The organism is Parvibium lacunae (assembly GCF_003335215.1).
GTDB classification, from domain to species: Bacteria; Pseudomonadota; Gammaproteobacteria; order Burkholderiales; family Burkholderiaceae_D; genus Parvibium; species Parvibium lacunae.
On the sequence record NZ_QPGB01000001.1, the window covers coordinates 173,412 to 187,315 of the forward strand.

General features: G+C 53.5%; 13 protein-coding genes. 7 read left to right on the top strand and 6 right to left on the bottom strand.

Annotation, left to right across the window (positions count from 1 at the left end; all coding sequences use genetic code 11):
- Positions 1–33 precede the first annotated feature (33 nt).
- Genes pabB through DU000_RS00820 form a run of 5 tightly spaced genes read right to left on the bottom strand, consistent with a single transcriptional unit; the run spans position 34 to position 4,935 of the window.
- Complete coding sequence (pabB, locus tag DU000_RS00800) at positions 34–1,824, bottom strand: aminodeoxychorismate synthase component I (RefSeq protein ID WP_114401463.1); 1,791 nt, start codon at positions 1,822–1,824, stop codon at positions 34–36.
- Between the two features lie 3 nt (positions 1,825–1,827).
- A complete protein-coding gene (locus DU000_RS00805) occupies positions 1,828–2,256 on the bottom strand; it encodes a styrene oxide isomerase (protein WP_114401464.1) in 429 nt (142 codons plus the stop codon).
- An 8-nt stretch (positions 2,257–2,264) separates the two neighbouring features.
- Positions 2,265–3,251, bottom strand: coding sequence for a biotin synthase BioB (gene bioB, locus DU000_RS00810; protein ID WP_114401465.1), 987 nt, complete (start codon positions 3,249–3,251; stop codon positions 2,265–2,267).
- Position 3,252: 1 nt separating this feature from the next.
- Positions 3,253–4,407 (bottom strand): pyridoxal phosphate-dependent aminotransferase, encoded by a 1,155-nt coding sequence (locus tag DU000_RS00815; RefSeq protein ID WP_114401466.1) that lies wholly within the window; start codon positions 4,405–4,407, stop codon positions 3,253–3,255.
- A gap of 42 nt (positions 4,408–4,449) precedes the next feature.
- Entirely contained in the window at positions 4,450–4,935 is a 486-nt protein-coding gene (locus DU000_RS00820; protein WP_114401467.1) for a putative toxin-antitoxin system toxin component, PIN family, read from the bottom strand.
- Here DU000_RS00820 and yaaA point away from each other — a divergent pair.
- Both yaaA and DU000_RS00830 read left to right on the top strand, forming a co-directional pair.
- A complete protein-coding gene (gene yaaA, locus DU000_RS00825; RefSeq protein WP_114401468.1) occupies positions 4,934–5,710 on the top strand; it encodes a peroxide stress protein YaaA in 777 nt (258 codons plus the stop codon). The genes DU000_RS00820 and yaaA overlap by 2 nt on opposite strands.
- Before the next feature lie 2 nt (positions 5,711–5,712).
- Positions 5,713–6,870 carry a M14 family metallopeptidase gene (locus tag DU000_RS00830; protein WP_114401469.1) on the top strand — a complete coding sequence of 386 codons (1,158 nt, stop codon included), beginning with the start codon at positions 5,713–5,715 and terminating at the stop codon, positions 6,868–6,870.
- 2 nt (positions 6,871–6,872) lie between these two features.
- Here DU000_RS00830 and DU000_RS12800 read toward each other — a convergent pair whose 3' ends face one another.
- Positions 6,873–7,019, bottom strand: coding sequence for a hypothetical protein (locus tag DU000_RS12800; protein WP_192878408.1), 147 nt, complete (start codon positions 7,017–7,019; stop codon positions 6,873–6,875).
- A gap of 516 nt (positions 7,020–7,535) precedes the next feature.
- Between DU000_RS12800 and rimP the strand changes: the two genes are divergently transcribed.
- The 5 genes from rimP (at position 7,536) to truB (ending at position 13,888) form a co-directional block, all read left to right on the top strand.
- A complete protein-coding gene (gene rimP, locus DU000_RS00835; RefSeq protein ID WP_114402039.1) occupies positions 7,536–8,024 on the top strand; it encodes a ribosome maturation factor RimP in 489 nt (162 codons plus the stop codon).
- A 9-nt stretch (positions 8,025–8,033) separates the two neighbouring features.
- The gene (gene nusA, locus DU000_RS00840; protein ID WP_114401470.1) at positions 8,034–9,509 is read left to right on the top strand and encodes a transcription termination factor NusA; all 1,476 of its coding nucleotides are present in this window, start codon (positions 8,034–8,036) and stop codon (positions 9,507–9,509) included.
- Positions 9,510–9,619: 110 nt separating this feature from the next.
- Positions 9,620–12,424 carry a translation initiation factor IF-2 gene (gene infB / locus DU000_RS00845; protein ID WP_114401471.1) on the top strand — a complete coding sequence of 935 codons (2,805 nt, stop codon included), beginning with the start codon at positions 9,620–9,622 and terminating at the stop codon, positions 12,422–12,424.
- 155 nt (positions 12,425–12,579) lie between these two features.
- A complete protein-coding gene (gene rbfA / locus DU000_RS00850) occupies positions 12,580–12,951 on the top strand; it encodes a 30S ribosome-binding factor RbfA (protein ID WP_114401472.1) in 372 nt (123 codons plus the stop codon).
- Positions 12,952–12,958: 7 nt separating this feature from the next.
- Positions 12,959–13,888: a tRNA pseudouridine(55) synthase TruB gene (gene truB / locus DU000_RS00855; RefSeq protein ID WP_114401473.1), complete on the top strand. Its 930-nt coding sequence runs from the start codon at positions 12,959–12,961 to the stop codon at positions 13,886–13,888.
- Positions 13,889–13,904: the final 16 nt, after the last annotated feature.

Here is a 13,904-nt window from a genome sequence, read left to right on the forward strand (position 1 = left end):
AATCAATATGACATGTCTGTGAAAGAGCCAGCGTTAGGCGCCTTCAAGTGACGTTTGAACCGCCAACCAGCCTCGCACGCTATTGATAAACCACACTTTTTCAGCGCGGCGCAGATCGTCTTGGTAGAGCACCCGCTCTTGTAACTTTCCTTGTTGCAGCAGTTGTTGGCGCAAGCAGCCGGGTAGCAAACCACTGCTGACTGGCGGGGTGTAGGCTTTGCCATTGATTTCCAGCACCAGATTACCCTTGGTGAATTCCGTGAGTTCGCCGCGTTCGTTCCACAATAGCGTATCGAAGTACGCTGGTGTGGTGGGTTGGAAGGGCGCATAGACCTCGCGCTGGGTGGTTTTGTGGCGCAGGAATTCGTGATCGCTTTCAATCGCGGTGTGGGCGAGCTGCACGCGGATGCTAGCCGGGTTGGGTTCCAGGGCAAAGGCTTCAGCGTGGCTCTGGCCATTGGCTTCTAACAGCAGCCGCACTCGCCAGGCACCTTGTGGGTGGCGTTCAATGACGTCAGTGAGCGTGGTTTCTACTTGGGCCAGATCAAACACATAAGCAAAATGCGCGGCACTGTGTTGCAGGCGTTGCAGGTGTTCACTGAGTAGCCAGATCGTGCCGTTTTCAAGCTTGAGTGTTTCGAGCAGTGCAAAGGGTTGGGCCGCGCGGCCTAAAAAGCGTTGCTTGGCCCGGAACTCGCGCTGCTCGGCAGTGCAATCGGCATCCCAGGTAATACCGCTGCCAATGCCGCATTCGGCATCCCCTTGCCGGATCACCACAGTGCGAATCCCGACATTAAAGGTAGCCTGGATGCCCTTGCCCTTACCGTTAGCATGGGGCCGCACCACCCCCAGCGCGCCACAGTAGGCCCCGCGTGGGCTGCTTTCAAGGGTGCGAATCAGTTCCATTGCTTTTACCTTGGGCGCACCGGTGACAGAGCCACAAGGAAAGAGCGCCCGGAAAATATCGACCAAGCTGGTGTTGGGCCGGGTATGCGCGGTGATGGTGGAAGTCATTTGCCAGACGGTGGGCAGGGCTTGCAGTTCAAAGAGCTGCGGCACTTGCACGCTACCCGTTTGCGCAATACGGCCGAGGTCGTTACGCAGTAAATCGACAATCATCAAATTTTCTGCTTGTTCTTTACTGCTCTGGCGCAGGCGGGCGGCTTGGGTGGCATCGCTCGTGGCATCGTTGCCGCGTGCGGCGGTGCCTTTCATGGGCTGGGTGGTCAGGGTATAGCCGTCCCAGTCAAAAAACAATTCGGGCGAGACGGAACAAATCTGCCAATCAGGCGTATCAATGAACAGGCTGTAGCCATTGGGTTGCCCGCGATGTAGTGCTTGAAAATAGGCGAGGGCATCGCCCGCAAAGGTGCTTTTCAGGCGAGTGGTGTAGTTGATTTGGTAAGTATCGCCCCGCGCGATGGCGGCTTTGATCTCGGCGAAGTGTTCCGCAAAAGTCGCCGGGCTGGTTTGGTCTTGCCACACGTTGGTTTTGTAAGTGGCTGGTGTGGTTGATGAAGCCGATTGATTGGGCCAATCCGTGGCCTCATCAAATACCGCAAACCAGGCCAAAGGGAGTGATCCAGCCGCATGCGCTTCGTGGGTTTGTAAGACCGGGTCAAAGGCCGCAGCGGCTTCGTAGGCCACATAACCGACACACCATTGTCCGGCATGGGCAGCGGTCTCTACGGCGGCAAGTACAGTACTGACTTCCGCTAAGTGATGTGCAATGAGTAGGCGTGTGGGTTGGGCAAATCGTTGGCGTATGCGTGGTGCACCGCTCGTATCTCTCTCGGTACAAGGAAAGTCGAGCCAGACCTGCATGACTTACAGTGGTCCAATTAAGCTGGCGTACAGCAGTAAGCCCATGAAAGTCAGTGAGGTCACTACGCCGAGCATATTGCCGGCATAGACCAGTTTGCCGATTGGGCTGCCTCGTTTGCTTAAGCCGCGCTCTTCATGGGCTGCACCGAGCGTGAGCGAGAAGCAGAAAGCGTAGTTACACAGGGTGACGGCCCAGGCGATCAGTAAATTTAGGGTGAGATACGCAATGTCCGCAAAGACGGTGGCGAGTACCGCGGCAATCGCGTATCCCATTGCGGCACCGAGCGCGAGTGAGCTATGCGCCACGCGCCAACCATGAATCTTTGCGGCACTGGCTTGCTGGTTAATCGCTTTGCCATAAGGAATGCCCGCAAACAAACTCACCGCTAGGGTGAGCGTGCTATTGAGCACAAGGAAATGGCTGGGACTCATTACCAAGCTTAAACGCTCCGAATCCCTAGCTTGCTAAATAGCGTCGCATCTTTATCGGCTTCTGGATTGCTGGTGGTGAGCAAGCGGTCGCCGTAGAAAATGGAGTTGGCCCCCGCCAGGAAACACAGGGCTTGCATTTCATCGCTCATGGCTTCGCGGCCTGCGGAGAGGCGTACGTAGCTGGTAGGCATGGTGATACGGGCGGCAGCAATGGTGCGAATAAATTCAAAGGGATCAAGCCGGTCGGTGCCCGCCAAGGGCGTGCCTTCTACTTGCACGAGATAGTTGATGGGCACAGATTCGGGTGGGGTGGGCATGTTGGCGAGCTCTTCGAGCAGGCCTGCGCGCTGGTCGCGGCTTTCACCCATGCCGACAATGCCACCGCAACATACATTTAGCCCGGCTTCGCGGACTTTATTAAGGGTGTCGATACGGTCGCTAAAGTTACGGGTGCTAATGACTTCGCCGTAGTATTCCGGTGCGGTGTCGATATTATGGTTGTAGTAATCCAGCCCGGCTTCTTTGAGCTGCTCGGCTTGGCCTTCTTTGAGGAGGCCAAAGGTACCGCAGGTTTGCATGCCGAGATCGCGCACGGCGCGAATCATGGGCAATACTTTTTCCAGATCACGATCATTCGGGCCGCGCCAAGCAGCACCCATGCAAAAACGCGAAGCACCAGCGGCTTTGGCTTGTTTGGCGGCATCCACCACTTCATCCAGTGCCATCACTTTGGTGGCTTCAACTTCGGTATCGAAGTGGGCAGATTGCGGACAGTAGCCACAGTTTTCTTCGCAGCCACCGGTTTTGATGGAGAGCAGCGTCGAGCGCTGGACTTCATTCGCATTGAAGTGTTCGCGATGCACTTGCTGGGCGCGGAACATTAAATCGGCAAATGGGAGGCTGAACAATTCTAGAATTTGTTCACGTGACCAACGCGCTACTTTCGTGGGCGCAGTTTGGGGCTTATGGAATTGGATGGGGGTGACTGCGTTCATTTCATTTTCCTAATTGCTGCAATTTTTCGAGTGCTTGCTGCAAGGTGCTTTCCTTTTTAGCGAAGCAAAAGCGGACATGCTGGCGTTCCAGTGTTTGTTGATAAAACACGGAAAGCGGGATCGCAGCCACGCCAATTTCGGTGGTGAGCCAACGCGCAAACTCGACTTCCGGCAGGTCTGACAACGCGCTGTAATCCACGGTCTGGAAATAGGTGCCTTCACAGGGCAACAAGCGTAAACCCGTTTGTGCGAGCCCTTGCCGGAACAAATCACGCTTGGCTTGGTAAAACGCCGATAAATCTTGCCAGGGGCGCGGGTCTTGCAGGTATTGGGTAATGCCGTATTGTACCGGGGTGTTGACGGTAAAGACGTTGAATTGATGGACTTTACGAAATTCGTTCATCAGAGCGCGTGGGGCGGCCACGTAGCCAATTTTCCAGCCGGTGACATGAAAGGTTTTACCAAACGACGACACCACAAAGCTACGCGCCGCCAGCGCCGAATAGGCGGCAACGCTGTGTTGGGGCTGGCCATCGAAGACCATGTGCTCATACACCTCATCGCTGATGATGAGTAGATTATGTTGTTCGGCTAGTGCGCTCAGGGTTTGTAGGTCCTCGGCACTGGCTACACGCCCGCTGGGATTGTGCGGGGTGTTGAGAATCAGGGCGCGGGTGCGTGGCGTAATCGCTGCGCGCACGGCCGGCCAGTCGATACGATAGTCTGCCGTCATCGCCACGCCTACCGGAACGCCGCCGGCCAGTTGAATGGCGGGTACATAGCTGTCGTAAGCGGGTTCGAGGACAATTACCTCATCATCACGCTGAATGCAGCAGAGAATGGCCGTGAGTAAACCCTGCGTGCCGCCCGCGGTGATGGTGATTTCATCGGCGGGATCGTATGCTTGGCCGTATAAAGCCGCCATTTTTTGGCTGATGGCTTCACGCAGCGGCGCAATCCCGGCCATCGGTGGGTATTGGTTATGCCCGGCCCGCATGGCCGCGTTGACGGCATCCAGCAGCGCGGGATCGCAATCAAAATCAGGGAAACCTTGCCCTAAATTAACCGCGCCATGCTGCTGCGCCAACGCTGACATCACCGTAAATATGGTGGTGCCGACTTGGGGGAGTTTGCTGGTGAGTATCGGTATATTCATAGCGAGGATTATGCCGTAAAAGTCTAAATCACTAAGCGGGATTTACCCTAGGTTTGAAATGGTAAAGCTGAGGTTAAACCGTCGCCGGGTATTGGCCCGGTTGAGTTCGAGCAGGCGTTTGTCTTTGCTGATCAGCCGCTGGGCGGCACAAGCTTGGGCGAGTTCGAGGAATTTTTGATCTTCTTTGTCGCGGCAACGGGGCAGGGTGCCTGGTGCGGCAGACGGGTGGTCGAGCACTTGGACGGCGCTGACATACCGTTGATAGAGCGCGGTCTGTGCCTCGGGCGTGAGCTTGAATTGCGGGTAGTTCAGTACCCGTTGCAGCTCATGCAGGGTGGCCGGGCTGGCATAGAGCGTGACTTGTTGAGCCGCCACGGCGTTGGCGAGCCCGTGGGTACGCCGGTCATGAAAATGCAGCCAATCCAAAATGATGTTGGTATCTAGGACCCATTTTTCAACCTGCGTTGAACACGGCGGCATGATCTCGGTACAATGCGCTGTTTGAGATTGCTCAGATTGAATGATCATGATTTTTTTACTCTCACCCGCGAAAACATTAGATTTTGCCACGCCGTCTACGACTAAGACTTTCAGTGAGCCTAGTTTCTTGGCGCACAGCGCTGAACTTATCACGCAACTGCGTGGCCTCAGCCCGCAAGCGGTGGCGAAACTGATGAGCGTGAGCGATAGCATTGCCGCCCTGAATGTGGCGCGCTTTGCCGAATGGCAACCGCCATTCACCGAACAAAACGCCAAGCAAGCGGTGCTGGCGTTTGCCGGTGATGTGTATGAAGGCTTGGCGGCCCCCACCCTCAACCAGAAACAACTTCAGTATCTGCAAAAACATTTACGGATTTTGTCTGGCTTGTATGGTTATTTGCGGCCCTTGGACTTAATGCAAGCGTATCGCCTGGAAATGGGCACCAAGCTGGCCAATGTGCGGGGGAAAGATTTGTATGCTTTTTGGGGGGATGTCTTGACCCAAGCGCTGAATGCCGAGAATAAAAAACAAACGCCGATTATCAATTTAGCCTCAGAAGAGTATTTCAAAGTGATGCAGCCCAAGCAGGGCATAGGATTGAATGCCCTAGTCATTACCCCCGTGTTTGAAGACTGGAAAAACGGCCAGTACAAAATCATCAGCTTCTACGCTAAGCGGGCGCGGGGCCTGATGGTGCGCTACGCCGCGCTGAATGGCCTGACTGATCCGGCGCAGCTCAAAGGCTTTGATCTTGAGGGGTATGCCTTTGCACCCGATGTCTCTTCTGACGCTAGTTGGGTCTTTAGACGTCAAGAGAGTTAACCGTGACTCAGCAGCGATTAACGATTAATGCGCAGTTCGATGGTGGTGCGATTACCGTTCTAGCCGCAGACCAGCCGCAAGCGATTCGTTTGGCACTGCGACCGGATCAGGGTGTAGAGGGGCCAGCCGAGTTCAAGCAATGGTTTTACTTTCGCGTCTGGCAGCCCGCCTGCGCGCCGCTGCACATCACGCTCGAGAATGCGGCGGAGGCCGCGTATCCGAGTGGTTGGCCCGGTTACCAAGCGGTGGCTAGCCATGATCGGGTGCATTGGTTCCGCGTACCGACGCGCTATGTGGATGGGCAGTTGGTTATAGACTACATGCCCGCGCAAGCGACGACTTACTTTGCGTATTTCGAGCCGTATAGCTGGGAACGACATATGCAGCTTCTGGGCTGGGCGCAAGCGCAGCCGCAAGTACAACTGCACGACTTGGGCTTGAGTGTGCAAGGGCGGCCCATCAGCCTGTTACAGATAGGCGAGGCCAACCCCAGCAAGAAAAAAGTATGGGTGATTGCGCGTCAGCACCCCGGCGAAACCATGGCGGAGTGGTTTGTTGAGGGCTTATTGCAGCGTTTGTTGGACGTGGAGAGCGCTACTTCTACCGCGCTGGCTCAATGTGTCTGGTACGTTGTGCCCAATATGAACCCCGATGGCGCGTATTTAGGTAATTTGCGCACCAATGCGGCGGGAGCTAACTTGAATCGGGAATGGTTAGCACCCAGCCTGCAACGCAGCCCGGAAGTGCTGTGCGTGCGCGAAGCCATTGCGCAAACTGGCGTCGATTTGTTTTTAGATGTGCATGGTGATGAAGGGCTGCCTTACGTGTTTATTGAGGGCGGGGATAGTCTGCCGAGCTTCAGCGAAGCGCAGCGGGCGGCGCAAGCCCGGTTTTTTGAGACTTTTTTAAACGCCAGCCCGGATTTCCAAACCGAGCAGGGCTATCCAACCGGCGCGGACACCAAAACCAACCTGAGCTTGGCTTCCAAGTACGTTGGTCATACCCATGGCTGTTTGGCCATGACCTTGGAAATGCCGTTTAAAGACAACGCTAATCGGCCCGATCCGCTGGTGGGTTGGAATGGTGCCCGTAGTCAGGCACTGGGGGCGGCGGTGATTGAGCCGATTTTGGCGGCCCTTGATCTGCCAACGACGAATTAACCCTATTTCTGCTGAGTTTGTTCAGCCGGTGGATGACCGCCAGAGACGTCATGGGTTTCTCCGCTCATGCTGATATCGCCACCGGCATTCATGAGGAGATACATCGCGAGTGCGACGACAATCACGACGGGGATCAGGATCTTGGCCATGGGTAAACCTTTCTTCGCTGTTGTTTGCCATAGTTGTCAGCGTCGCGCTTTGCGCTGACAGAGGCCTTACAGTGGCGTCGATTGGCAACGATGGTCATGCTTAGCGCTTGCTGCAGTTTTTGGGGTGGTTTGGGTGAAATTGGTGCAGTAAATCCAAGAAAATGCGCAAAGTACTTGCTTTTCAAAGTAAAAAACCCTTAAAATCTTAAGGCTTAGCAAAGTCGTCAGGTTAAGTGGCTGTCTCAACATACTTTATTGGGGTGGATTGCTTAACTGGTTCGAATTTGATTTATCGCTTTTGTAGCAAACGAGCCGTGTGCTTATGCTGGTAGGTCAAAAGCGTCAGAATACATAAAAATGGGCTGCAACACAGCCCATTTTTTTTTATTTCCCGGTTGTTGATTAGGCTTGTTTAACTGTCAGCGCTGAATGGGGCTGGCTTGTGCAAGTGTTGTATTGCGTTATGGCATGGGATGAGTGTGTTGGCATGGAAGATAAGGTAAGCGCATGAGCAATATGCACGCGTTGATCGATGAAACAGTCGGCGGCCTCGGTTATGAGGTGGTTGATGTTGAGTTCGCCGCCAATGGGTTGTTGCGTATCTATATTGATTTTCCATGGCAGGGGGTGTCTGAATCGACCCCGCGTTTGATTCGGATTGAGGATTGTGAGCTGGTCAGTCGCCAGTTAACCCGTGTATTTGAGGTTGAGGGGATTGATTACGCCCGCTTAGAGATTTCTTCGCCGGGTATGGATCGACCGCTCAAGAAGATAACCGATTACCAGCGCTTTGCAGGTTTAGAGGTCGCGCTCAAGCTCCGGGTTGCTTTCAATGGGCGCAAGCAGTATAGCGGTATTTTGCATGTGGACGGTGAGGCTTCGGCGCCGGTGCTGAGTCTGCATTATTTGGCGCACCCCGATGTAAAAGGGAGTGATGTGTTGGTGCTAGGTTTTACGCTAGATGAAGTTGATAAGGCACGTTTGGTGCCGAATTACAAATTTTGAGGAGTTGCAATGAGTCGCGAAATTCTGTTGCTGGTCGATGCTTTAGCCCGCGAAAAGAACGTGAACAAAGAGGTCGTGTTCGGTGCTGTTGAGAGTGCGATTGCCTCGGCGATGAAGAAACGCTTCCCGGAAGGGGCGGATGTCCGGGTGAGTATCAATCAAGATAACGGTGAGCATGAGGCATTCCGCCGTTGGCTAGTGGTGCCAGATGAGGCAGGCTTGCAAGAGCCTGAAGCGCAAGTGTTGTTGATGGACGCGCGTGACCAGATTGCAGATATCGAAGTCAATGATTACATTGAAGAGCCGCTAGAACCCATCGAATTTGGGCGTATTGGCGCGCAGGCAGCCAAGCAGGTGATTCTGCAAAAAATCCGTGATGCTGAGCGTGAGCAAATCCTCAGTGATTTCTTGGAACGCGGTGAGCGAATTTTAACCGGCACCGTGAAGCGTTTAGATCGTGGTAACGCGATCATTGAAGCCGGTCGGGTTGAGGCTTTGCTTAAGCGTGACGTGATGTTGCCCAAAGAAAGCTTCCGACCGGGCGACCGTGCTCGCGCTTACGTATTGACGGTGGATCGTCAGGCACGTGGCCCCCAGTTGATGCTTTCCCGCACGGCGCCTGAGTTCATTATTGAGTTATTCCGCTTAGAAGTACCAGAGATTGAGCAGGGCTTGTTAGAGATTAAGTCGGCGGCCCGTGACCCTGGTGTACGCGCCAAAATTGCGGTGCTCGCGCATGATCGTCGAATTGATCCGATTGGCACTTGCGTTGGGGTACGTGGCACGCGTGTGCAAGCGGTAACGCAGGAATTGGGTGGTGAGCGTGTTGATATTGTATTGTGGTCAGAAGACCCCGCGCAGTTTGTGATTGGTGCGCTTGCGCCTGCCAATGTTGAGTCGATCGTCGTTGATGAAGAAAAGCATGCGATGGATGTGGTGGTGGATGAGGCTGAGTTGGCTGTCGCGATCGGACGCAGCGGCCAGAATGTTCGCCTGGCCTCAGAACTCACGGGTTGGCAAATCAACATCATGACTCGTGACGAATCAGAACAGCGCCGCGCCAGCGAAGGCGAACGTTTGCGTAACATCTTCATGCAGAAATTAGATGTGGATGAAGAAGTGGCCAACATCCTGATTGAAGAGGGTTTCACCAATCTCGAAGAAGTGGCCTATGTGCCAATCAACGAAATGCTTGAAATCGATGGTTTCGATGAAGACGTGGTCAATGAGCTGCGGACTCGCGCCCGTGACGCGCTGCTTACTGAAGCGATTGCCCGCGAAGAGAAAGTGGAAACAGTGTCTCAAGACTTGCTCTCGTTAGAGGGAATCAATACCGAATTAGTCGCGAAGCTGGCTGATGGCGGGGTTCATACCCGTGATGACTTGGCTGAATTGGCGGTAGACGAGTTGGTTGAGATGACGGGTGTTGAGGAAGAGGCGGCTAAGGCCCTGATTATGAAAGCCCGTGCCCACTGGTTTAATTAATCGCTGCAACGGTATCAAGTGACTGTAAAGACGATTTGACCAGGGGAGCCCCTGGTTCAGACAAATAGGATAGAACGGATTCTCCGTGTTATCGAGCAAAAGAGGTTTGAATGGCAAGTATGAATGTTGCGCAGTTTGCGAGTGAACTTAAGATGCCAGTGGAGGCATTGCTGGATCAGCTTAAGCAGGCGGGTGTAGAGAAGGGGTCCCCGGAAGATGTCTTGACTGAAGCAGACAAGGCAAAGCTGCTTGCTGCCTTGCGCAAGGCCCATGGTGCGCAAGAGGGTGAAAAGAAAAAAATCACCTTAACTCGCAAACAGACCAGTGAGATCAAACAAGCCGATGCGACTGGTAAGGCACGGACAATTCAGGTTGAAGTTCGCAAAAAGCGAGTCTTTGTGCAACGTGATGCGCAGGAAGGCGAACTAGCCGAGGCCCCAGCCGCGCCTGCGGCACCAGCCGTCTTGGATGAGCGTGAACAAGCGGCCCGCGCGATTGAAGCGCAACGCCAAGCGGAACTCGCTGCGCGCCAAGAAGCCGAACTGAAAGCCAAGCAAGACCAAGCCGAGCAAGAACGCGCGCGTGCGCTGGAGCAAGCGCAAGCGGCTGCAGCAGAAGCAGCGCGCAAAGCAGCGGCATTGGAACAACAGGCGGCGCAAGAAGCCGCCAGTGCGGACGCCCACGCAGAAATTGCTAAACAAGATGCTGCATTGGCCAAGCAGGCGGCTGAAGCAGCCGCCGCCGAAGCAGCACGTATTGCACGCCAGCAAGAGGACGCGCGTCGGGCTGTCGAGGCGGAAGTCGCGGCGATTAATCAGTTGATGAGTGCGCCACGCCGAGTGGTGAAGGCCCCCGCGCCAGCAAAACCAGAAACTGCCGAGCAGAAAACGGGTACCTTGCATAAGGCCCCGCCAAAGCCAGGCGAGGTAGCCAAAAAAGACGATAAAAAAGAAGTCAAAAAAGACGATAAAAAAGATGAAAAACCCAAGCGTTTGGCAAAACCTGCTGGCGGTTGGCAAGATGAAGGACAAAAGAAACGCTCGATTAAAACACGCGGTGACGCTTCCGGCGGTATGGATACCGGCTGGCGGGCCTCACCCAAGCATAAGCACAAACATCAGGATGAAGATGGTAGCTTCCAGGCGCCAACTGAACCGGTGGTGCGTGATGTTCATATACCCGAGACGATCTCAGTTGCCGACTTGGCGCACAAAATGTCGGTGAAAGCGGCCGAGGTGATTAAGGCGCTCATGAAAATGGGGCAAATGGTCACGATCAATCAGGTACTGGATCAAGATACCGCGATGATTGTTGTAGAAGAATTGGGTCATAAGGCGATTGCCGCCAAACTGGATGACCCAGATGCCTTGTTGTTGGATGAAGGTGAAGCGCACTCGGATGCCGAGAAACTGCCTCGGCCTCCTGTGGTCACGGTGATGGGCCACGTTGACCACGGTAAGACGTCCTTGCTGGATTACATTCGCCGAGCCAAAGTGGCTGCGGGGGAAGCCGGTGGGATTACCCAGCATATTGGCGCTTATCATGTGGAAACGCCACGCGGCATGATTACTTTTCTTGATACCCCTGGTCATGAGGCCTTCACGGCGATGCGTGCGCGCGGTGCGAAGGCAACTGATATCGTGATCTTGGTCGTAGCTGCTGATGATGGTGTGATGCCACAAACACGTGAAGCCATTCACCATGCAAAAGCCGCTGGGGTGCCGCTGGTGGTGGCAATGAATAAAATTGATAAACCCGATGCCAACCCAGATCGCGTCAAGCAGGAGCTGGTTGCCGAGCAAGTCGTGCCAGAAGAATATGGTGGCGAATCGCCATTTATTCCTGTGTCCGCAAAAACAGGGCAAGGGATTGATGATTTGCTAGAGCATGTATTGCTGCAAGCCGAAGTGTTGGAATTAACGGCACCGGTAGCGGCCCCTGCGAAAGGATTGGTGATTGAGTCGCGCCTCGATAAAGGGCGTGGTCCTGTGGCAACGATTTTGGTCCAGTCTGGAACCTTGAGTAAAGGCGATGTGTTATTGGCTGGCTCAACCTACGGTCGGGTCCGTGCGATGCTGGATGAAGTGGGTAAGCCTGTCTTGCAAGTTGGGCCATCGATGCCGGTTGAGATTCAAGGGTTGGCAGAGGTTCCGCCTGCTGGTGAAGAGGTGATGGTGATCACCGATGAGCGTAAAGCGCGTGAGATTGCGTTATTCAGACAAGGTAAATTCCGCGATGTCAAATTGGCGAAACAACAGGCGGCTAAACTCGAAAATATGTTCGACAACATGGCCGAAGGGGCTAAGACTCTGCCTTTGATTATTAAGGCAGATGTGCAAGGTTCGCAGGAAGCATTGGCGCATGCGATGTTGAAGCTGAGTACCGATGAAGTCAAAGTGCAAATTGTGCATGCTGCTGTCGGTGGCATTAGTGAAACCGATGTGAACTTGGCGATTGCTTCTAAGGCTGTGATTATTGGCTTTAACACCCGTGCCGACCAGTCTGCCCGTAAGTCGGCAGAGAATAACGGGATTGATATTCGCTACTACAACATCATTTACGATGCGGTTGATGAAGTGAAAGCGGCGATGTCTGGGATGCTGACGCCGGAGAAGAAAGAAGAAATTCTTGGTTTGGTTGAAATTCGTCAAGTCTTCCGTGTGCCTAAAGTAGGTACAGTGGCGGGTTGTATGGTGCTCGACGGGCAGGTTAAACGGAACGCGATGGCGCGTTTGTTGCGCGATAACGTGGTGATTTGGACCGGTGAACTGGATTCCCTAAAACGCTTCAAGGATGATGTGAAAGAAGTCAAATCAGGGTTCGAGTGCGGCTTATCTTTGAAAAATTACAACGATATCGCAGAGCGCGATCAGCTTGAAATCTTTGAGATCAAGGAAGTGGCGCGCACGCTCTAAGCTTGAGCTGGCTGGTGCCTGTTTTGCCTCATTAGTGACGTATAGGGTCGTCGCTCGCTTACGATGATAGCGTGCAGAGGCCCTTTACCGCTTGGGTCGGTTAGTTTGTATGAGAACGATTATTTATCGTCATTGTGTAAGGATCAGTTTGTTTCATGTCTCGCCATAAACGTGCTACGCCCAATCGTAGTCTTAAAGTTGCTGATCAGATTCAGCGCGATTTGGCTGCATTAATTGCACGGGAAGTCCGTGATCCTAGAGTGAGTCTGGTGACATTGACTGGCGTAGAGGTAACCCCTGATTACGCACACGCGAAGGTTTTCTTTACAACATTAAATCCTGATGTTGCAGGTACTTCCGCTGGTTTGCAGGCCGCGGCTGGCCATCTTCGCCATTTTTTATTTAAGCGTTTGCATATTCATACCGTCCCTGAGCTCCATTTTGTTCACGATCAATCCGTTGGTCATGGTATTGAGATGGCTCGCTTGATTGACCAAGCTAACGCGCACCGAGCTGTTGAGGACTGAGCTGTTCATGCATGGTGTGTTGTTACTGGATAAACCCCTTGGTTTAAGTTCAAATCAGGCGCTGGGTAAAGCCAAGTTTTTATTGAAGATCAAAAAAGCGGGGCATACCGGCACGCTGGATCCTCTCGCAACGGGGTTGTTGCCATTGTGTTTTGGTGAGGCGACCAAGTTTTCTGCGGATTTATTAGAAGCAGATAAAACCTATGAAACCGTGGTCAAGTTGGGCATTACCACGACGACGGGTGATGCCGAAGGGGAGGTCTTAACTCAGACAGACCACTTACCCAATTTGACACAAATTGAGGCGGTATTGCCGCAGTTTCGCGGGGAGATTGAACAGGTCCCGCCTATGTATTCAGCGCTCAAGCACCAGGGCAAAGCGCTCTATGAATATGCGCGAAACGGCGTAGAAGTTGTTCGTGCCGCACGACGTGTAACAATTCATCAATTGGATTGTTTGCGTTACGACGCGGTTGCAGGTTTGTTGGCTTTAAGAGTTCGTTGCAGTAAGGGAACTTATATACGGACGCTGGGTGAAGAAATTGGCCAAGCGTTGGGCTGTGGTGGGTATTTGCAGACATTACGCCGGCTGGCTGTGGGTGAACTAACGATTGCAGATGCGTTGACATTAGAGGTCTTATCGCAACGATTAGCGGATAAACAGCCAGTGCTTGCGCCGCTTGATACCTTGTTGCAGGGGTTGCCTAAGATTGCTTTGCAGGTTGAGTGGGCTCAGCGTTTTCGCCATGGGCAGCGCTTGGCGTTGCGCAGTGAGTCACACTATGCCGGGCAATTAGCCAGTCTTTTTACCTCGGCTCAACTCACTGAAGAAACGCGCTTGGTCCGTGTTTATGATGACCAAGCGCAATTGCTCGGTACGGCTGAATTAAATGCGAATGGGCGCTTGCAACCGCAGCGCCTAGTCAGTTTGAATTAAATTATTGAAAATGAGA

Excerpts from the sequence above, each read along its gene's own strand:
- pabB (WP_114401463.1), bottom strand. The coding sequence starts at position 1,824 with ATGCAGGTCTGGCTCGACTTTCCTTGTACCGAGAGAGATACGAGCGGT.
- DU000_RS00805 (WP_114401464.1), bottom strand. The coding sequence starts at position 2,256 with ATGAGTCCCAGCCATTTCCTTGTGCTCAATAGCACGCTCACCCTAGCG.
- bioB (WP_114401465.1), bottom strand. The coding sequence starts at position 3,251 with ATGAACGCAGTCACCCCCATCCAATTCCATAAGCCCCAAACTGCGCCC.
- DU000_RS00815 (WP_114401466.1), bottom strand. The coding sequence starts at position 4,407 with ATGAATATACCGATACTCACCAGCAAACTCCCCCAAGTCGGCACCACC.
- yaaA (WP_114401468.1), top strand. The coding sequence starts at position 4,934 with ATGATTTTTTTACTCTCACCCGCGAAAACATTAGATTTTGCCACGCCG.
- DU000_RS00820 (WP_114401467.1), bottom strand. The coding sequence starts at position 4,935 with ATGATCATTCAATCTGAGCAATCTCAAACAGCGCATTGTACCGAGATC.
- DU000_RS12800 (WP_192878408.1), bottom strand. The coding sequence starts at position 7,019 with ATGGCCAAGATCCTGATCCCCGTCGTGATTGTCGTCGCACTCGCGATG.
- rimP (WP_114402039.1), top strand. The coding sequence starts at position 7,536 with ATGCACGCGTTGATCGATGAAACAGTCGGCGGCCTCGGTTATGAGGTG.
- nusA (WP_114401470.1), top strand. The coding sequence starts at position 8,034 with ATGAGTCGCGAAATTCTGTTGCTGGTCGATGCTTTAGCCCGCGAAAAG.
- infB (WP_114401471.1), top strand. The coding sequence starts at position 9,620 with ATGGCAAGTATGAATGTTGCGCAGTTTGCGAGTGAACTTAAGATGCCA.
- rbfA (WP_114401472.1), top strand. The coding sequence starts at position 12,580 with ATGTCTCGCCATAAACGTGCTACGCCCAATCGTAGTCTTAAAGTTGCT.
- truB (WP_114401473.1), top strand. The coding sequence starts at position 12,959 with ATGCATGGTGTGTTGTTACTGGATAAACCCCTTGGTTTAAGTTCAAAT.